Genomic DNA, 18,524 nt, shown 5'->3' on the forward strand with positions numbered 1-18,524 from the left:
GGGGCGCCCACCTCACCGCCGCGAGAGGCACACCACGCAGGAGCCGAGGCCCCCGGACCTGCCCCACGTGCACCTCGCGGCTGTACACCACGCGACCGAGCGCCGGGCGCGGCCCGCGGCCCGGCCTCAGCAGACCGCGTTCGGCGCCGGCAGCGCGAGCGTCGTCAGGTAGCGGTTGACCTGCTCGTCGACGCAGGTGACGCCCTGGCCGTACACGGTGTGCCCGTCGCCGCGGTAGGTGAGCAGGGCCGACCCGGGCAGACGCCGCGCGAGGTTCTGGCTGTTGGCGTACGGGGTCGCCGGGTCGTTGGTGGTGCCGAGGATCAGGACCGGCGGCAGTCCGGCACCGGAGGGCGGGGTCAGCGGGTCCTGCGGCACCGGCCAGTCGGCGCAGGTGAGGCCGGAGACGAGCACGTTGCCGCTGAAGTGCGGTGCGCGGAGCTCGGCGGCACGGGCCTGCGCGAACACGTCCTCGCGGTTGCGGGGCCACGAGTTGTCCAGGCAGGTCACGGCGTTGTAGGTGTCGGAGTTCGACCCCTCGAAGTAGCGCGCGGCGAGCCGGCGCAGGGGCGCGCCGTCGCCGGAGTCGGCCGCCTTCAGCGCCTTGGCGAGCGTCGGCCAGTTCTGCTTGGAGTACAGCGGCAGCACGACGCCGAGCTCGAGCAGGCCCGGCGACAGCGGTGACATCCCCGGCACCGGCAGGGGCGACGCCTCCACCCGCGCCCGGACGCGGTCGAGCATGCCGATCGCGTCCGGCCCGGCCTCGCAGTCGGGACGGGAGGCGCAGTCGGCGGCGAACTGGCGCAGCGAGTTCTCGAAGCTCTCGGCCTGGCTGGGGTCGAGGCCGGGGAGGGTCACGTCGACGACGCCGTCGAGCACCATCGCGCGGACGCGCTGGGGGAACTGCTCGCCGTAGACCTGGCCGATCGACGTGCCGTAGGAGTAGCCGAGGTAGGAGATCTGCTGCTCGCCGAGGGCGTTGCGGATGGCGTCCATGTCCCGGGCCACGTCGCGGGTGCCGAGGTGGGGCAGGAGCTGGCGGTAGGCGTCACCGCACGCCTGGTCGTAGCGCTCGACCGCCTGGGCCGTCGACGCCTCGCCGGCGGGGTCGCCCGGGTCCGGGTCGCCGTAGTAGGGGGTGTCGGGCCCGATCGGGCACGCCAGGTTCGCGCTGCGGCCGACGCCGCGCGGGTCGAAGCCGATGACGTCGAACCGGGACGCCGCCGCGGCCGGGACCTGACCGCTCTCCACGGTCTCGATCCCCGACCCGCCCGGGCCGCCCGGGTTGACCAGCAGCACGCCGAGCTTGTTCGCCTGGTCGGCCGCGGGCCGGCGGACGATGCCGATCGTGATCGTCGGCCCGGTCGGGACCTGGTAGTCGACCGGGACCGTGATCTGCGCGCACTCGAACGAGCCGTCGCACGGCACGAACTGCGCCGGCGCGCCGAGCGGGGTGGCCGGCGCAGCGGGGGCGCCCGACGAGGTCGGCGGGGCCGGGGCCGTCGGGGACTGCAGCGGCGGCGCACCCGGGCTCCCGCCCGTGCAGCCCGCGAGCGCCAGCCCCCCGGCGAGCAGCGCGCCCACCAGCTTGACCCGTGTGGTCCTGCGTCCTGGTGCCATCGCGTCGCTCCTTGTGCCCCGACCGGTCGACCACCGCCAGGGCCGACGCTGCCCGGCATCCAACCGCACCCCCGCATCCCCGACCGCGCGACCCGTCGTCGGGCGCGAGCCGTACGGATTTCCCGGCGTTCGGTGCGAGCAGTGACGCACGGCCGGTACCAGGCGCTACGGTCGGCGTATGGGTGAACCCGATCTCGTGCTGGTCCCGGCGCTGGTCGGGCTGCCCGCCACCGACGCGCACGAGCTCGCCATCGCCTCGCGGGTGGTGGCGGTCGACCCCGACCCGGACACGCCGCCGACGGTCAGCGGCACGGTCACCGACCAGGACCCGAAGGCGGGCCTCCGGGTCCCGGCGGGCGCACCGGTGACGATCTGGGTCGAGCCCGACGACGACGGCGGCGGGAACATGCCGCGGGTCGAGCCCGACAAGCCGCTGGACGGAGCCGGGGCGAACGCCTGATTTTCGGGCACCCCGACCCGTGAGGATCGGATACAAGCTCATCGCCGAGGCCTACGGGCCCCAAGAGATGGTCCGCCAGTGCGTACTGGCCGAGCAGGCGGGATTCGACTTCGTCGAGATCTCGGACCACTTCCACCCCTGGGTCTCCGAGCAGCAGCACTCGGGGTTCGCGTGGTCGATGCTCGCCGCCATGGCCGCGAAGACCGAGCGGATCGAGCTCGCGACCGGCGTGACCTGCCCCTTCATCCGCTACCACCCGGCCGTGATCGCGCAGGCCGCCGCCACCACGCAGATCCTCGCCGAGGGACGCTTCACCCTCGGCGTCGGCGCGGGCGAGCGGCTCAACGAGCACGTCGTCGGGCAGGGCTGGCCCGCGGTGCACGTGCGGCACCGCATGTTCCGGGAGTCGCTGGACATCATCCGGCTGCTCTGGCAGGGCGGGTACCAGAGCTACGAGGGTCGGCACCTGACCCTCGAGGACGCGCGCGTGTTCGACCTGCCCGAGACGCTGCCGAAGATCGTGGTCGCCGCCGGCGGCCGGCGTGCCGCGACGCTCGCCGCCGAGCTGGGCGACGGCCTGTTCGTCACCGAGCCGCGCGCCGACCTCGTGGAGACCTACCGCGGGCAGGGCGGGGACGGGCCGACCTACGCCGAGGTGCCGCTGTCCTACGCGAGCACCGTGGAGGAGGCCGCCGAGTCGGCCCGCGCGCTCTTCCGCTTCGGCATCACCGGCTGGAAGGTCCAGGCCGAGCTGCCCAACCCGGTCAACTTCGACGCGGCCACCGCGCTCGTCACCGCGGACGTGATGCGGGAGAACTTCGGCTGCGGGCCGGACATGGACCACCACGTGGAGACGGCGCGCCCGTTCGCGGAGGCGGGGTACGACCACCTCGCGCTGATCAACGCGGGCCCCGACGTGGACGGCTTCTTCGAGCACGCCGCGAACGGGCTGATCGAGAAGGTGCGCGCCCTGGGGACGTGACCGCCCGGACGTGACGACGGCCGGTCCTCTCCCCCCGGGAGGACCGGCCGCCGGGACCCCGCCACAAACCGGGCGGTTCGTCCGTGAGCAGTGTGCCCGGTGGAGACGCCGACTCCCAGTGTGCCCGGGTGTGATCCGCTCGACGGTTCCCGCGACGCGCCGAGCGCACGGCCGCCGGGCGAGTCCCCCGAACGACGGCCACACGGCTCCTCCCCGTAACCTGATCGACGATGGGTACGGGCGTCGGGGGACGAGGACCAGGGGTCGGTCGATGACCGTCGTGACCCCGCAGGCCGGGCCGGACGGCGCCCCGGGCGCGGAGGCCCGCCGTCGGCGCACCTTCGCCGTCATCTCCCACCCCGACGCCGGGAAGTCGACGCTCACCGAGGCGCTCGCCCTGCACGCCGAGGTCATCTCGGCAGCCGGCGCGGTGCACGGCAAGGGCGGCCGCAAGGGCGTGACGTCCGACTGGATGGACATGGAGCGCGAGCGCGGCATCTCCGTGACCAGCGCCGTCCTGCAGTTCGCCTACCGCGACCACGTGATCAACCTGCTCGACACCCCGGGCCACGGCGACTTCTCCGAGGACACCTATCGGGTGCTCGCCGCCGTCGACGCCGCGGTGATGCTGCTCGACGCCGCCCGCGGTCTCGAGCCGCAGACCCTCAAGCTCTTCGACGTCTGCCGGGCCCGCGGCGTGCCGGTGCTGACCTTCGTCAACAAGTGGGACCGCCCCGGCCGGGAGCCGCTGGAGCTGGTCGACGAGGTCGAGCAGCGGATCGGGCTGCGGCCCATGCCGATCACCTGGCCGGTCGGCATCGCGGGCGACTTCCACGGCCTGGTCGAGCGGGCCGACGGGACGATGCGCCGCTTCACCCGCGCCGCCCACGGGGCCTCGAAGGCCGCCGAGGAGATCCTCGACGCCGACCGGGCCGCCGCCGAGGAGGGCGTGGACTGGGAACGGGCCACCGAGGAGCTCGAGCTGCTCGGCGAGATCGGGGCCGACTTCGACCCGGTCGACTTCCACGCCGGCACGGCGACGCCGGTGATGTTCGGGGCCGCGCTCTCGAACATCGGCGTCGCCCGCCTGCTCGACGCGCTCGTCGAGCTGGCGCCCCCGCCCGCTCCGCGGCCCTCGGCCGCCGGCGAGGAGCGGCCGATCGACGCGCCCTTCTCCGGTCTGGTGTTCAAGGTCCAGGCGTCGATGGACAGGTCGCACCGCGACCGGGTCGCCTTCGTCCGGGTCTGCTCCGGGCGCTTCGAGCGCGGCATGGTGCTGACCCACGACGCCACCGGCCGCCCGTTCGCGACGAAGTACGCCCAGGCCATGTTCGGGCGCGACCGCTCGACCATCGACGAGGCCTTCCCCGGCGACATCGTCGGGCTGGTCAACGCGAACGCCCTGCGTCCCGGCGACACCCTGTGGGCCGAGAAGCCGGTCACCTTCCCGACCATCCCGAGCTTCGCGCCCGAACACTTCTCCGTGGCGAGAGTGGCGGACGCGTCCAAGACCAAGCAGTTCCGCAAGGGCATCGAGCAGCTCGACTCCGAGGGCGTGATCCAGGTCCTCTCCTCGGACCTGCGCGGCGACCAGGCCCCGGTGCTGGCGGCGGTCGGACCGCTGCAGTTCGAGGTGGTGGCCGCCCGGCTCGCGGACGAGTTCTCGGCGCCGATCAAGCTCGAACGTCTCGACTACACGATCGCCCGCCGCACCGACGCGGCGGGCGTCGAGGCCCTGAAGGGGGCGATCGGGATCGAGGTGCTCACCCGACGGGCCGACGGCGAGCTGCTCGCCCTCTTCCCGCACAAGTGGCGCCTGCAGGCGGTCGTGCAGAACCAGCCGTCGCTGACGCTGGAGCCGCTCATCGCCGAGGGGTCGGGCCAGTGAGGGCCCACGGACTCCTCGGGGCGGCCGTCTCCCTGCTGCTCGTGGCCGGTGTCGTCGTGGGGTGCTCGACCGACGAACCGTCCCGCTCCGGCAGCACCGCCCCCGGCGTCGCCGCGACCGGCGAGCCCCCGCCCCTGACCGGCGCACCCGACCCCGCCACCGTGCCGCCGCCGATCTGGCAGGCGTCGCTCTCGGGGCCCGACCCGCTGCGCAACTTCCGCGACACGCCGTACAACAACGACGGGGCGCCCGCGCCGCAGCTCGTCGACGCCCCGGGCGTGGACGGCGCGAAGGCCCTCGAGTTCACCGTCCCGGGCGGCGGCCGACGCAGCGAGCTCGAGCCCAACATCAAGTTCTACCGCGAGGGCGACGAGGCCTGGTTCGGTTTCGCGTGGAACCTCCCCACCGACTTCCCGGTGAACGCCGAGGGCTGGCAGGTCCTGGCGCAGTGGAAGAACGCCGGCGACGGCAGCCCGCCGATCGAGATCAAGGTCGAGGGCGGCCAGTTCAAGCTCGACGGCGGCGCCGGCGGCGACGACCCGGGCGGCAACTACTTCTCGGTGCCGATCGGGCCCGCCCTCACCGGCCGCCAGACCGACATCGTGGTGCACATCGTCTTCTCCACCGACCCGCAGAAGGCCTCGGTCGACGTCTGGCAGAACGGCCAGCAGCGGCTGACCGGGTACAAGCCGCCGGGCGGTACCCGCTACGAGGGCGACGACTCGTACCTCAAGACCGGCATCTACCGGGACTCCGCGATCTCCCAGACCGCGAGCCTGTTCCTCGTCGACGCCCGGGTCGCGGCGAGCTACGAGTCCGCCTCCGCGCTGGTCGGCCCGCGGGGCTGACCCGTTCCCGACGGCGGGTCCCGTCCGGTGGGGCCTGCTCAGACCGTCGGGCGGCGGCCGGCGGGCAGGCCGCGCGGCGGGATCGCGTCGTTGATGATCTTCGAGAGGGTGTCGGGGTCGTCGACCTCCAGCACCACCCGGTGGTACGGCTCGCCGCGCAGGTAGATCGCCAGCAGCGTGGTCGCCGCGTGCACCATCCACAGCTGCCGACGCTCGCCGACGCCGTAGGTGCCGGCCCGCAGCAGCCCGGGCACGCTCACGCCGGGCAGGTGCACCCGGGGGCTGGCCACCACCGCGTCGCGGCGACCGAGGGTGCGCGCGCCGAGGACCCGGTCGATCGGCAGGAAGAGACCACCGCGGAACGCGTAGAACCGATCACGCCCGGTGAAGCGGAGCAGGACGCCCTGCTCGGTCACCCTGGTGTGGACGCCCACCCCGCGGCCCCCTCCCGCGCACCGTCGCGCAGTACTACGGACGACCCGCCCGGACCGACGACTGCTCGTAGGCCTGCGCGGCCGCCTGCCGCGCCTCCTCGTAGCCCTTCGCGACGGCGGAGTGGCCGTCGTCGTGGGCCTCGGCGACCGCCCGCTCGGCGGCCTTCGCCATCTCCGCGAGCGCGCGCTCGGCCTCGTCGGCCGCCCGCGACAGGTCCGAGCTCGCGCCGCCCGAGGCGGCGTCGGTGGACGTGTCGGCAGCAGCACCGCGGTCCGTGCGGTCCGTGCGCTCGCTGCGGTCCAGGGGTCCGGAGGTGTCGGGGCTGCCGTGGCGACCGCGCGTGGGCTCCGCCGGGGCGCTCCCGGTCGACGGGCTCCCCGGTGCGGGGGTCGATGAGGTCACTGCGTCTCCGTGCGTCCGACGTCTCGGGCCCCCGGGCCGGCGCGCAAGCGATTGCGATGCGGCCAGACCCGGTCGGGCCCGCGTCCGGCCAGCATGGCAAACCGGGACGTCGGGGACGACGCCACCCCCCGCTCAGCGCGGGTACGCCGCCGCGTAACTGGTCCCGATCCGCCAGTCGTCGAAGAACAGCGTGCCCGGTTGGCCGATGGCGGTGCTCCGGTAGATGCCGGTCTTGAGGTAGCTGGTGGTGCCCGGGTAGAGCGTGCCGGCGGGCGGACGGAAGCCGCGGATCGTCTGCCGCCCGTCGACCCAGGTGTCCACCGACCCGCCGCCCTCGGCGAAGCGGACGTGCACCACGACCTGCTGCGCACGACCCGGCGTCGCCGGTCCCATGGGGATCTCGAACGGCGCCCCGCGGTCGAACCCGCCGTCGAGCTGGAACTGCCCGCCACCGACCTTGACCGAGAGCGGCGGCGAGCCCGTCCCCTCGTTCTTCCACTGAGTGATGACCTGCCAGTCGTCGGTGCCCGCCGGGAAGCCCGGGGCGAGCGTCACCGAGAAGCCGAAGAACAGGTCGTCGCCGTTGCGCAGCGACCGGAAGTTGGGTTCCAGCTCGGCCCGCTGCCCGCCGCCGGGCATCGTCACCTGCAGGGCCGGGCCGAGAGCCGACGCCACCACGCCCGGCGCCGCCGCGCCGACCATGTTCCAGGGTGCGGACCGGTAGTTCGCGAGCCCGCGGGTGTAGTCGGCCTGCCAGAGCAGCTTCCCGCCGTCCGGCGCCGGACCGCCCGGCACGGCCGTCGGCGCGGCCGGGGCGGCGCCGGGCGTGCCGGCGAGGAACCCGACGACGTCGAGCACCACGTGCATCGCCGACCCGGCGTCGGCCACCTGGATCGTGCCCTGGGGGCTCACCGGTACCACCGCGAAGCCGGGCCGGACCGCGCCCGCGGGCACGACCACGGCCGACGTCGTCGGGGGCGGTCCCGCACCCCAGACCCCGACCGCGCCGTTCGCCGTCGGCCCGAGCCCGGTGACGTTGAGCAGGACGGACGAGACGCCCGTCGCGGGGACCCCGGCGCGGCCGAGAACGGGGACCGTGCGGATCTGACCCGGCGTCAGCGGCCCCGTCCCGACGGCGGCCGTGGCCGGGTCGGGCGTGCGGCTGTCGTAGAGCCGCGCGGGCGTCACGGCCCGGCCGACCGGCGCCGGGACCACCGCGACCAGGTCCGCGAGCAGGTCGACCGTGCCGGCCTGGTTCGCCACCGTGATCGACCCGTCGTCGCCGACCGGGACGATGGTCATGTTCGGCAGCGTGTCGCCCGGGACCAGCGTGAGCTGCGGCGCGAACGGCCGCGGGCCGCCGGTCCCCCAGGCGGAGACGGTGGTCGGCTGCGAGGCGTCGGCGCCGGTCAGGGACAGCAGCACCGAGGACCCCGGCGGCGCGGGCGCGAACCCGCGGCCGTCCACCTGGACCCGGCGCTGCTCCCCGGGCTGCAGGGGACCCCCGCCGCCCTCCCCGGTCGCTCCGCTCGCCCGATCCCGCGTGTCGAGCACCCGCTGCGGGACCCCGGAGGCGAGCGGGGAGGTCTCCGGGAACCACCCGACGACGTCGACGGTCGCGTCGGAGAGGCCCGTGACGTTGAACAGGCTGACCGCGCCACCGCCGCCGAGCTTGGTGACGATCGTCGTCGTCACCGGCACCCCGGGCGCGAGGGAGAGCGTGGACGTCGGCGGCCGCGGCGCGTCCTGCGGCCACAGCGTCATGTGGGTCGAGCCGAACAGCGTGGTGCCCGTGACGTTGAGGACGACCGTGCCCGCGCCGGTGTCGGGGACCCCGCCGCGACCGGCCACCGGGATCGAGACCGTCTGGCCCGGGCCGAGCGGACCCGTCGTCGTGAAGCCCCGGTCGACGACCTTCGCGGGCACGCGCGAGTCGAACAGCCGCGCGGCCTGCAGGGGGACGAAGGCGCCCGCCCCGGCGGCCGGCTGGGCGGGCGGAGCGGGCTGGGCGGGCGGAGCGGGCTGTGCGGGCTGGGCGGGTGGCGCGGGCTGGGCGAGCGCCGGTGCGGCGGTGCCGAGGAGCGCGGCGACGAGCAGCAGCGGGAGGACCCAGCGCGTTCTCATGGGCTCCTCGGGTGGCGACCGGCGGGGCCACCGCCGTTCCCCCGATCGGGCGGTGCCGGACGACGATGCCACACGGCCCGCGACCCCCTGCGCCAGGCCCTCCCCTCGTGGCGGGGACGCGTCGTGGCGGTCGCCGGGCGGCGACGACGACGCTTTCCCGCCGTCGGGGCGGGCGCCACCATGGGCGCATGAGCCTCGAGGTGCAGGTCACGGTGGACGCGGAGGATCCCGGCGCGCTCGCGACGTTCTGGGCGGCGGCGCTGGGCTACGTGGTGCAGGCTCCGCCGCCGCCGTTCGGGTCCTGGGACGAGGCGCTCGAGGCGTGGGGCATCCCGCCGGAGCGGCGCAACGACGCGTCCGCGGCGGTCGACCCGGACGGCCGGGGGCCGCGGATGTTCTTCCAGCGGGTGCCGGAGGGCAAGACGGTGAAGAACCGGGTGCACCTCGACCTGCGCGCCGCCCCCGGACTGGCCGGCGAGGAGCGGATGGCGGCGCTCGAGGCCGAGGCGGCGCGTCTCCTGGGCCACGGTGCGACCCGGCTGCTGCGCGTCGAGCCGGACCCGCCGCTGATCGGGGGCAACATCGTCATGGCGGATCCGGAGGGCAACGAGTTCTGCCTCGACTGACCCGCGGCACGGCGGGGGTATCGTGCGTCGGACCGCCTGCGGGTGGCGTCGGGTGAGCGAGGTACGCGGTGGACGGACGAGTGCGGTCGAGCCGTCTGCGGACGCCGGTCCGCGACGCCGGGCCGTTCCCGACCGAGCCGGCGACGCTGCTGCCCGAGTCGCGGCGCACCTGCCCGCACTGCCACGCCCCCGTCGGTCGCGGCCGCGACGGTCGGCCGGGCCGGCTCACCGGCACGTGCCCCGTCTGCCGGAGCACCGTCGACCTGCGCCCCGATCTCGCCCCGGGCACCGTGCTGGCCGGCCGCTACCGGGTGCTCGACGTGCTCGCCCACGGCGGCGCCTGGCTCTACACGGCCCACGACGAGGACCGCGGCGACGAGGTGGTGCTCGCCCGCGTGCGCGACGACGGCACCGCCGCCACCGCCCTGCTGGGCCGCCCGCACCCCGCGCTCGTCGCGGTGCGGGACGTCGTCGACCACGCCGGCACCCGGCTCGTCCTCGACCGGCTGCACGGCACCCCGGCCCGGGGGCCGCTGCCGCCGGCCGACGCGGCCCGGGTGCTCGACGCGATCGCCCCGGCCGTCGCCCACCTGCACGCGCTCGGGCTGCTGCACGCCGACCTCAAGCCGGCCAACGTCCTGCTCACCCCGCGCGGCCCGGTGCTCGTCGACCTCGGCTCGCTGCGCCGCGCGGACGACCGCACCAGCGCGGTGTGGGGCACGGACGGCTTCCTCGCCCCGGAGATCGCCCCGGGCGGCGCCGGACCGTCCGTGGCCTCCGAGGTCTTCGCCCTCGGCCGGTCGCTGGACGTGCTGCTGGGCGCGCCGGTGCTGCCCCACCTCGGGCCGCCGCGGGGGTCGTCGGTGCTCGACGCGGTCGTCCACCGCGCGACGGCGGTCGAGCCCGGCCTGCGCCATCCCGACGTCGCGGAGTTCGCCCGCGACCTCGTCCTCGCCCTGCAGCGGACCCCGGCGTGCACCACCCTCCCGGGGCAACCCGTCGATCACGGCGTGGGCGTGCCGGACGCCGTGGACCTCGTGCACCAAGATGGCTCCCTGCGCGCACCCCTGCCGCCGTCCCGCCCGTCCCAGCCCGAGACAGGAGCCTGCCCGCCGTGACCGAGTCCTCCGCGCCGCCGTCCCCGACGAACGGCCCCGGCGACCCGGCTCGGGGCGGCCCGGACCACGACCCCGACGCCACCACGCACGACCCGGCGACCGCGGATCCGGACGACCCGGACCCCACCGGGGGCGTGCCCGTGCAGTCCGTCGGACCGGCGGGCAGCGCCGGGGAGCACACCGACCTGCGGGCGGTGCTGGAGGCGACGCGCACCCAGATCGAGACGGCGGACTGCCCGGAGTGCGGCGCGAGCGTCGACGAGGCCCAGGACGTGGTGTGCGGTCGCTGCGGGACGCGCCGTCCCGCGGTGCGCGACCACGTGGAGTTCCGCCTCGGCCCGGCGGCGGCGGTCACCGACCGCGGCCTGCGGCGCCGACGCAACGAGGACGCGTGCGCGCTGGGCCGGATCGCGACCGCGGACGGGGAGGTGCTGGTCGCGTCGGTGTGCGACGGGGTCGCCTCCGCCCGTCGCGGGGACGAGGCCTCGCTGGCCGCCGCGGAGGCCTGCGTCGCCGCGGTGCTGACGCGGATCACCGCGCGTGGGTCGCTCGGCCTGGACGAGCTCGCCGCGACCGGGGCGGGCGCGGCGGCCGAGGCCGCGGCCGACCTCGTGCGCCACGGCGACCCGGCCGACCCCCCGGCCACCACCTACACCGGGGCGGTCACCCGGGGCGGCTCGGCCGTCGTGTCCTGGGTCGGCGACAGCCGCATCTACTGGCTCGCCGGCGACGGCACCTCGCAGCTGCTCTCCACCGACGACTCGTGGGCCGAGGAGATCGCCGCCGCCGGGGTGATGAGCCGCGAGCAGGCCCACGCCGACCGCCGGGCCCACGTGCTCACCCGCTGGCTCGGGCACGACTCGCCCGAGGGCCCCGCCCGCGCCCGCCGCTTCCGGCCCGCCGGGCCCGGCTTCCTGCTGCTGTGCAGCGACGGCGTCTGGAACCACGTGCCCGACGCCGACCGGCTCGCCGCGGTCCTGACGTCCGGGCGCGGGGCCGCCGACGTGCTCGGCGACGCCCGGGCGCTCGTCGACGCGGCGCTGGCCGACGGCGGGTACGACAACGCGACCGTCGCGCTGCTCCCCCTCGACCCGGCCGACGGCGACGCGTGGGACCCCCGCGCCGGCGGGGAGGACACCGGTCCCATCCTCATCCCGCTCGACGTCGAGGACGAGGCCCGCCGCGACCCGGCCGCCGAGTCCACGGTGGACCCGCCCGACGGGTCGGCGTGACGCGCTGGACCGCGCGCGTCCGGGCCGACCGGGACCACTACGAGCTGGTGCGCGCGAGGGAGGACGGGTCGGCGCCGGTGCCGGAGTTCCCGCGCGAGCCGCGGGAGTTCACCGTCGAGCTGACGGGCGAGCAGGTGGCGATCGGGCGCCGGCCGGTGGCCGACGAGGCCGGCGCCGCGGACCGGGCCGGCCCCGCCCCGTCGCCGGACGACCCCGGCATCGACCTGACCGGTCCGCCGCGCGACCCGGGCGTCTCGCACCTGCACGCGGTGCTGCTGTCGGTGGGCGAGGACCGCTGGGTGGTCCTCGACGCCGGGTCCACCAACGGCACCACGGTGAACTACGGCGCCGAGGCGCTGACCCCGGGCACGCCGGTGCCGCTGTCCTCGGGGGACACGATCCACGTCGGCGCGTGGACCACGATCACCGTCCGGCGACGGGACGACGCAGCGGATCGAGCCTGAGCCGCAGGGTCGCCGGGTCGGCCTCCGCGAACGGGACGGGCTCCGGGAACGGGGCGACCGTGGTGGCCGGGGCGGGCGGCACCGTGCGCCGCTGACCCCGCGCGAGGACGAAGCGCGCGGCGAGGAAGCTCGCCGGTACCGCGGCGACGGACGCGGCGAGCGGGGCGATGCGTTCGTCCACCCCGAGGGTCACGAGCGCGACGACGCCGACCGTGGTCGCGGCGATGTTCACCGCCTGGGACGCCGGGTAGAGCACGAACCGCCGCCACGACGGGCGGAGCCGGAAGGTGAAGCGGCAGTTCAGGAAGAACGAGACGACCATGGCGACGCCGAGCCCGAGGACGTGGGCGGTCAGGTAGCCGACCTCGCCGAGGGCGAGCAGGTAGACCGCGTAGTAGGTCGCCGCGTTGACCACGCCGACGAGGGCGTAGCGCACGAGGGCGGCGAGGGTCCTGGTCATGTCGCCGTGTCCGTACCCGCGGCGCGCACGGTTCAGTGCACGGCCGAGGTGGACACCGCGAGGAAGAGCAGGACCGCCCAGGCGAGGCCGAGCACCTGGAGCACCCGGTCGTTGATGACGATCTCCTCGGGCTCCCCGCCGTTGCCGCCGTCGACGTCGACCGCGTAGCGCAGGATCGCCACCACGAAAGGCACCACCGAGATGATCGCCCACATGCTCGGCGGGGTCGGCAGGGCGTTGCGGACCGGCTGCACGCCGATCTGGAAGGCCCACAGCGAGTACGCCAGGATCACGATCGTCGCCGACAGCGACCACACGAACCGCAGGTACGAGGCGGAGTAGCGCTCCAACGACTTGCGGATCTTCGCGCCGGTGCGCTCGGCGAGCCGCATCTCCGCGTACCGCTTGCCCGAGGCCATGAACAGCGAGCCGAACGCCATCGTCAGCAGGAACCACGGCGAGAGGTACAGCGACGCGGCCGCACCACCGGCAATCGCGCGCATGAGGAAGCCGGAGCTGACGATGCACACGTCGATGACCGGCTCGTGCTTGAGCCACAGGCAGTACGCCAGCTGGACGACCACGTAGACGATCACGACGATCGCCAGGTTCAGCGTGGCGATGAAGCTCAGCGCGATCGCGCCGGCGAACAGCACCACCGCGGTCCCGTAGGCCACCGCGGGCGGGACGATCCCGGCCGCGATCGGGCGGAAGCGCTTCTTCGGGTGCGCCCGGTCGGCCTCGACGTCGCGGGCGTCGTTGACGAGGTACACCCCGGACGCGGCGAGCGAGAACGCCGCGAACGCGACGAGGACCTGGACCCAGACCGAGCCCTCGCCGAGCCGGCCCGCGGCGAACGGCGCGGCGAAGACGAGGACGTTCTTGACCCACTGCTTGGGCCGCATCGTCTTGAGCAGCCCCAGCGGCATCGCCAGCGGGCCGGTGCGCCGGACCGGGACGGCGGTGTCCTCCGGCGCGTCCTCGGGCTCGCGGTTCTCCTCGAGGACGGCCTCGACGGCCTCCTCGGGCTCGTCGGGACCCGCTCCGCTGCGCTGGGTGTCCTGCGAGGTGGTCATCGGGTCCTCCAGCGGCCCAGCCGGCCCCGCTCGATCACGCGGCGCGTCGCGAGGGCGCACGCGGCTCCGAGAGCGGTTCCGGCCAGCACGTCGGTCGGGTAGTGGACGCCCAGCACGAGGCGGGAGAGCGCCATCGCCGGGATCACGGCGGTGAGGGGCCCCTCGGCGCCGGAGCGCCGCAGCAGGCCGGCGTAGAGCACGACCGCCGCGGTGGTGGACGTGGCGTGCGAGGAGGGGAAGGACAGCCGGCTCGGGGTGCCGACGTGCACGGCGATCCGCGGGTCGTGCGGCCGACGCCGGCGGACCACCCGCTTCACCGCGATCGAGGCGCCGTGCGCCCCGGCCACGCCCACGGCGGCGGTGGCCCAGGTCCGACGACGGCTCGGGTCGAGCGCCGCTCCTGCGGCGCCGAGGGCGAGCCAGCCGGCGGCGTGCTCCCCGAAGAGGGACATCGCCCGCGCCGCGCGCACGACGGTGGGATGATCGATCCGACGCTGGACGGCGACCAGCAGGTCCGCCTCGTCGACTCCCCCGGGTGCCCGGTCGAGCACACGTCCTCCTCAGGTCCGGGTCGAGCTCCGCTGCGCTGCGTCTCCCCGGCACAGCTCCGATGGCGATCCGATGCTACGCGGGCCTTGACACGCGCTCCCCACCGAGGCAGGACGCCCCGGCGTCGTCGAGATCAGAACCAGCGCTCGAGGACCATCGCCACGCCGTCGTCGTCATGGTGGCCGGTGACCTCGTCCGCGAGCTCCGCGAGCTCGGGGTGCGCGTTGCCCATCGCCACGCCGTGCCCGGCCCAGCGCAGCATCGCGAGGTCGTTGGGCATGTCCCCGAACGCCACGACCTCCTCGGCCGGCACGCCGTGGTGCGCCGCCGCCAGGGCCAGTCCGTACGCCTTCGTGACGCCGGGGACCGAGCACTCGACGAGCCCCTTGCCCGTCGAGAACGTGACGTCGACGAGGCCGCCGAGCCCGGCGCGCACCGCGGCCGCCATCGCGTCGCTCGACATCCCCGGGTGCCGCGCGAGCACCTTCACCGCGGGACGGGCGGCGAGGTCGCCCGTCGCGATCTCCACGTGGTCGGACCCCGGCCACGCGGGCCGGTAGCTCGGTTCGCAGCAGAACTCCGGGGCATCCACCCGCTCGACCGCGAGCCCGGCGCCGGGCAGCGCGGTGCGGAGCCGGTCGATCACCTCGCCGAGCGCGTCGACGTCGAGCTCCGCGGCCTCCACGACCCGTCGGCTGCCGGCGTCCCAGAGCACCGCCCCGTTGGCCGCGACGCACAGACCGCGGAGCCCGATCGCGTCGCACACCGGGTCGATCCAGCGCGGCGGGCGTCCGGTGGCGATGACGAGCGGCACCCCGGCCTCGGTCATGCGCTCCAGGACCCCCACCAACCGCGGGCCCGGCCGGTCGTCGGCACCGAGCAGGGTGCCGTCGACGTCGCTGGCGACCAGGCGGGGAGCTCTCATGTCGGCGATTCTCCGCCGTCGGCGCGTCGCGCGCCCGAGCCCGGGTATGCCGTTGGATGAGCCACACGCAGACGGCCGCCCGGCTGCTGAAGGACGCGGGCGAGACCTTCGCCGCCGAGGCCGGCATCACGCTCGACGACAAGCCCGCCCCGCTCTACCGGCTGCTCGTCCTCACCGTGCTGCTCTCCAGCCGGGTGCAGGCCAAGCTCGGCACGCGCGCGTGCGCCGAGCTCGTCGACTCCGACCTCGGGACGCCGGACAAGATGCGGGCGGCCACCCACCAGCAGGTCCACGACGCGCTGGACCGCGCGAAGTTCCTGTCCAAGGACCAGACCGCCGACGCCCTCGTCGACGGGGCCGCGCTCGTGGCCGACCGGTGGTCCGGCGACCTGCGGCGCCTGCGCACCGAGGCGGACGGCGACGCCGACCGGCTGGCCGAGCTGCTCCGCGAGGTCCCGCGCCTCGGCCCGGTCGGGGCCGACATCTTCCTCCGCGAGGTGCAGGCGGTGTGGCCGGAGTTCCGCCCGCACCTCGACGGCAAGGCCACCGACGGGGCCCGCGCGGTCGGGCTGCCGACCGACCCCGACGCCCTCGCGGGCCTGGTCGACGAGGCGGACCTGGCCCGGTTCGCGGCCGCGCTCGTGCGGGCGGCGCTGGACGACGAGGTGGCCGGGCGGGTCTCGGCATGATCACGGTCTAGTCTCGCCCCGTACTCGCTCGTCCCCCGATCGGACGAGCGACCGGCGTGAGAGGCGGTCGCGGTGCTCCTCGACGAGGCCCGCAGGGAGCCCGGCAGGGCCCGACGTCCGGCGGTCGAGCTCGACCGCTCGGTCCCGGCGCTGCTGCTCAAGCTCGGCTCCTACCCGCTGCACCACGGCGGGCTCGGCGTGGTCCGCAGCCTCGGGCGCGCCGGCGTCGACGTGTACGCCGTCACCGAGGGGCCCTGGACGCCCGTCGCCTGCTCCCGGTACCTGCGCGGCCGGTTCACCTGGCCGACGACCGGGGGCGAGGACCCGTCCGAGCTCGCGGAGGGGCTGCACGCCCTCGCCCGCACGATCGGGCGCCGGCCGGTGCTGGTGCCCACCGACGACGAGAGCGCCATCGCGATCGCCGAGCTCGGCGACGACCTCGCCGAGGACTTCCGCTTCGCGCGCTGCACCGACCCGTCCCTGCCGCGCCGGGTGGCGAGCAAGGAGGGACTGGCCGAGGTCTGCGCGCGGCACGGCGTCCCGACCCCGGCCACCGTGGTGCCCACCTCGCGCGACGAGGTCGAGGCGTACGCGGCGCACGGCACGTTCCCGGTGGTGGTGAAGAGCCGGGCGCCCTTCGAGCGCCACCGGCACCCGTCGGTGCGCTCGACCACGGTCGTCGACACGCCCGACGAGCTGCGGGCGCTGGCCCGGGACTGGGACGACGAGCCCTGGGTGATCCTGCAGGAGTACCTCCCGCCGGAGGACTCCGAGGACTGGGTGGTGCACGCCTGGACCGCGCCGGACTCCGCCGTCGTCCACACCGGGGTCAAGCTGCGCTCCTGGCCGCCCCACGCCGGGATCACGACGGCGGGTCGGGCCCGGTGGAACGCCGAGCTCGCCGACCTCGCGACCCGCCTGTTCGCCGCGACCGGGTTCGCCGGGATCGCCGACCTCGACGTCCGGCGGGACCGGCGCGACGGCCGCTACAAGCTGGTGGACTTCAACCCGCGGGTGGGCGCGCAGTTCCGGCTCTTCGCCGACGACGCGGGCGTCGACGTGGTGCGCGCGCAGCACCTGGCCCTCACCGGCCGCCCGGTGCCGCGGTCGGAGGTCCCGGAGGGGCGGGCCTTCGTCGTCGAGGACTTCGACTACGCGGCCCGCGTCGCCTACCGCGGGCGGCGCACCGACGGCCCGGCCCCGGCCGGGCGGGTCCCGTCGACGGAGTACGGCTGGCTCGCGGCGGACGACCCGTTCCCGGTGCTGCCGATGCTCGCCGGGCGGGCCCGACCGGTCCTGGCCCGGGTCGCCGGACGGCGCTGACGCGCGCCGGCTCCGTCAGATGATCGCGACCGCGACGACGAGGCCGAGCGCGACGTGCATCCCGGCGATCATCGCCGAGACCGACGTATAGCCCTCGTCGTGCAGGCAGGCCCCGACGTCGAGGCGCGAGACGAACTCGAGCCCGCGCACCGCGATCACCTGGGCGATGATCCCGACGAGGCCGAACACCAGGGTGTTGAGGATGCCGGTGAGGAAGCCGCCGCCGGAGACGTAGATGGCGGTGACGACGATCAGCGCCATCGACACGAGGCCGGAGGCGGCGACGACGACGGCGTTCGGCCGGCCCTCGCGCACCAGCGCGCGCAGGTCGCCGGGCGTGGTCAGGTCGATCGCGAAGTAGCCGACGTACATCAGCACCGCGCCGATCACGGCGTAGATGGCGATCAGGCCGATGCCGGAGAGCAGGGTCGGGAAGAAGTCGGGCGTGAGCACGCGGCCCCCAGACGGGTGGTCCAACCGGACGAAAGGGGCGCCAGACTAGCGGGTCAGGCCGATCGGGTTGGGGACCGGCACGACGCTCCAGCACGCCTCGGCGATCGGCGCCAGCAGCTCGGCCAGCCGCTCGGTGCGCTCCGGGCCCAGCGCCGCCCACGGTCCGGCCGCCGCCCGGTCGGTGGCGTCCTCGACGGCCTCGTGCAGCGCGGCCGCCTCGGCCGGCGAGTAGCGCGCGCGGGCCGCCTCCCACCCGTCGTCGGGCAGGCGTCGGCCGAGCCGCAGGTCGCGCTCCGGGGACTCGCCGGCGAGCACCTTGAGCACGTGCGAGTCCACCGGGGCGACGCCGTGCACCGTCAGCGCGGCGAGGTGCCCGTCGCCACGGTGCTCCCGCAGCGTGGTCGTGGCCTGCCACAGCGCCAGGTGCGGGTCGGCCGGGCGCGGCAGCGCACGGTTGGCCGCACCGAGGACGCGACCGGCGTCCTCGCAGGCCCGCGACGCCTCCCAGGCGAGGTCGGCGGCCTCGGTCACCCACCCGTCGTCGGGAAGGGCGGGCAGGTCGCGGAACGCCGCGTCGATGCCGCGCAGCCGGCGCTCGAGGGCGACCTCCGGGGTCACCGTGACGGTCTCGAGGGCGTCGGCGATGCGGTCGGGCGCGAAGCCGCCGAACGCCGCCGTGATCACCGGCGACGGCACCGACCCGAGCGGTGCCGCCCGCTGCGCGACGTACCGCGACCAGAACGAGGGCCCGAGGTCCTCGGTCGCCCGCAGCGAGCCCGGCGCGAAGTAGATCAGCGCGTGGACGGGCTCGTAGAGCCGCCACATCCGCCGGGCGACGGGCTCGGGCACG

General features: G+C 75.6%; 20 protein-coding genes. 10 read left to right on the forward strand and 10 right to left on the reverse strand.

Going from position 1 to position 18,524, the window contains the following annotated elements; all coding sequences use genetic code 11:
- Window positions 1-126: 126 nt before the first annotated feature.
- Window positions 127-1,620 (reverse strand): alpha/beta hydrolase, encoded by a 1,494-nt coding sequence (locus LN037_RS15135; RefSeq protein WP_230754007.1) that lies wholly within the window; start codon window positions 1,618-1,620, stop codon window positions 127-129.
- A gap of 178 nt (window positions 1,621-1,798) precedes the next feature.
- On the opposite strand from LN037_RS15135, the gene LN037_RS15140 reads away from it, so the two are divergent.
- From LN037_RS15140 to LN037_RS15155, 4 genes are all read left to right on the forward strand, one after another.
- Entirely contained in the window at window positions 1,799-2,080 is a 282-nt protein-coding gene (locus LN037_RS15140) for a PASTA domain-containing protein (protein WP_230754010.1), read from the forward strand.
- 19 nt (window positions 2,081-2,099) lie between these two features.
- Window positions 2,100-3,062 carry a TIGR03557 family F420-dependent LLM class oxidoreductase gene (locus LN037_RS15145; RefSeq protein WP_230754012.1) on the forward strand — a complete coding sequence of 321 codons (963 nt, stop codon included), beginning with the start codon at window positions 2,100-2,102 and terminating at the stop codon, window positions 3,060-3,062.
- A 271-nt stretch (window positions 3,063-3,333) separates the two neighbouring features.
- Window positions 3,334-4,950 (forward strand): peptide chain release factor 3, encoded by a 1,617-nt coding sequence (locus LN037_RS15150; RefSeq protein WP_230754014.1) that lies wholly within the window; start codon window positions 3,334-3,336, stop codon window positions 4,948-4,950.
- Complete coding sequence (locus tag LN037_RS15155) at window positions 4,947-5,798, forward strand: polysaccharide lyase family 20 protein (RefSeq protein WP_230754016.1); 852 nt, start codon at window positions 4,947-4,949, stop codon at window positions 5,796-5,798. Before LN037_RS15150 ends, LN037_RS15155 begins: the two co-directional genes overlap by 4 nt.
- A 38-nt stretch (window positions 5,799-5,836) precedes the next feature.
- Here the strand turns inward: LN037_RS15155 and LN037_RS15160 are convergent, their stop codons facing one another.
- The 3 genes from LN037_RS15160 to LN037_RS15170 all read right to left on the reverse strand — a co-directional run bounded on the left by LN037_RS15160 (window position 5,837) and on the right by LN037_RS15170 (window position 8,759).
- The gene (locus tag LN037_RS15160; RefSeq protein ID WP_230754018.1) at window positions 5,837-6,214 is read right to left on the reverse strand and encodes a hypothetical protein; all 378 of its coding nucleotides are present in this window, start codon (window positions 6,212-6,214) and stop codon (window positions 5,837-5,839) included.
- A 52-nt stretch (window positions 6,215-6,266) separates the two neighbouring features.
- Window positions 6,267-6,635, reverse strand: coding sequence for a hypothetical protein (locus LN037_RS15165; protein ID WP_230754020.1), 369 nt, complete (start codon window positions 6,633-6,635; stop codon window positions 6,267-6,269).
- A gap of 132 nt (window positions 6,636-6,767) precedes the next feature.
- Window positions 6,768-8,759 (reverse strand): heparin lyase I family protein, encoded by a 1,992-nt coding sequence (locus LN037_RS15170; protein WP_230754022.1) that lies wholly within the window; start codon window positions 8,757-8,759, stop codon window positions 6,768-6,770.
- A 188-nt stretch (window positions 8,760-8,947) separates the two neighbouring features.
- Between LN037_RS15170 and LN037_RS15175 the strand changes: the two genes are divergently transcribed.
- From LN037_RS15175 to LN037_RS33640, 4 genes are all read left to right on the forward strand, one after another.
- Entirely contained in the window at window positions 8,948-9,385 is a 438-nt protein-coding gene (locus LN037_RS15175) for a VOC family protein (protein WP_230754024.1), read from the forward strand.
- A gap of 80 nt (window positions 9,386-9,465) precedes the next feature.
- Window positions 9,466-10,503, forward strand: a complete 1,038-nt coding sequence (locus LN037_RS15180; protein WP_230754026.1) for a protein kinase domain-containing protein — start codon at window positions 9,466-9,468, stop codon at window positions 10,501-10,503.
- Complete coding sequence (locus LN037_RS32610; protein ID WP_230754028.1) at window positions 10,500-11,735, forward strand: PP2C family protein-serine/threonine phosphatase; 1,236 nt, start codon at window positions 10,500-10,502, stop codon at window positions 11,733-11,735. Before LN037_RS15180 ends, LN037_RS32610 begins: the two co-directional genes overlap by 4 nt.
- Window positions 11,732-12,199: an FHA domain-containing protein gene (locus tag LN037_RS33640; protein ID WP_230754029.1), complete on the forward strand. Its 468-nt coding sequence runs from the start codon at window positions 11,732-11,734 to the stop codon at window positions 12,197-12,199. Before LN037_RS32610 ends, LN037_RS33640 begins: the two co-directional genes overlap by 4 nt.
- On the opposite strand, the gene LN037_RS15195 is transcribed toward LN037_RS33640, so the two are convergent.
- From LN037_RS15195 to LN037_RS15210, 4 genes are all read right to left on the reverse strand, one after another.
- Window positions 12,159-12,659: a GtrA family protein gene (locus LN037_RS15195; RefSeq protein WP_230754031.1), complete on the reverse strand. Its 501-nt coding sequence runs from the start codon at window positions 12,657-12,659 to the stop codon at window positions 12,159-12,161. The two genes, LN037_RS33640 and LN037_RS15195, sit on opposite strands and share 41 nt — an antisense overlap.
- A 32-nt stretch (window positions 12,660-12,691) precedes the next feature.
- Window positions 12,692-13,735 (reverse strand): decaprenyl-phosphate phosphoribosyltransferase, encoded by a 1,044-nt coding sequence (locus tag LN037_RS15200; protein ID WP_230754033.1) that lies wholly within the window; start codon window positions 13,733-13,735, stop codon window positions 12,692-12,694.
- Entirely contained in the window at window positions 13,732-14,286 is a 555-nt protein-coding gene (locus LN037_RS15205) for a phosphatase PAP2 family protein (RefSeq protein WP_372460459.1), read from the reverse strand. Before LN037_RS15205 ends, LN037_RS15200 begins: the two co-directional genes overlap by 4 nt.
- A 131-nt stretch (window positions 14,287-14,417) precedes the next feature.
- The gene (locus LN037_RS15210; RefSeq protein ID WP_230754035.1) at window positions 14,418-15,209 is read right to left on the reverse strand and encodes an HAD family hydrolase; all 792 of its coding nucleotides are present in this window, start codon (window positions 15,207-15,209) and stop codon (window positions 14,418-14,420) included.
- A gap of 56 nt (window positions 15,210-15,265) precedes the next feature.
- On the opposite strand from LN037_RS15210, the gene LN037_RS15215 reads away from it, so the two are divergent.
- A complete protein-coding gene (locus LN037_RS15215) occupies window positions 15,266-15,898 on the forward strand; it encodes an endonuclease (RefSeq protein ID WP_230754037.1) in 633 nt (210 codons plus the stop codon).
- A 72-nt stretch (window positions 15,899-15,970) separates the two neighbouring features.
- A complete protein-coding gene (locus tag LN037_RS15220; RefSeq protein WP_230754039.1) occupies window positions 15,971-17,221 on the forward strand; it encodes a carboxylate--amine ligase in 1,251 nt (416 codons plus the stop codon).
- 15 nt (window positions 17,222-17,236) lie between these two features.
- Here LN037_RS15220 and LN037_RS15225 read toward each other — a convergent pair whose 3' ends face one another.
- Window positions 17,237-17,674: a DUF350 domain-containing protein gene (locus LN037_RS15225; protein WP_230754041.1), complete on the reverse strand. Its 438-nt coding sequence runs from the start codon at window positions 17,672-17,674 to the stop codon at window positions 17,237-17,239.
- Between the two features lie 45 nt (window positions 17,675-17,719).
- The gene (locus tag LN037_RS15230) at window positions 17,720-18,523 is read right to left on the reverse strand and encodes an SCO6745 family protein (protein WP_230754044.1); all 804 of its coding nucleotides are present in this window, start codon (window positions 18,521-18,523) and stop codon (window positions 17,720-17,722) included.
- Window position 18,524: the final 1 nt, after the last annotated feature.

The organism is Actinomycetospora soli (assembly GCF_021026295.1).
Taxonomy (GTDB): domain Bacteria; phylum Actinomycetota; class Actinomycetes; order Mycobacteriales; family Pseudonocardiaceae; genus Actinomycetospora; species Actinomycetospora soli.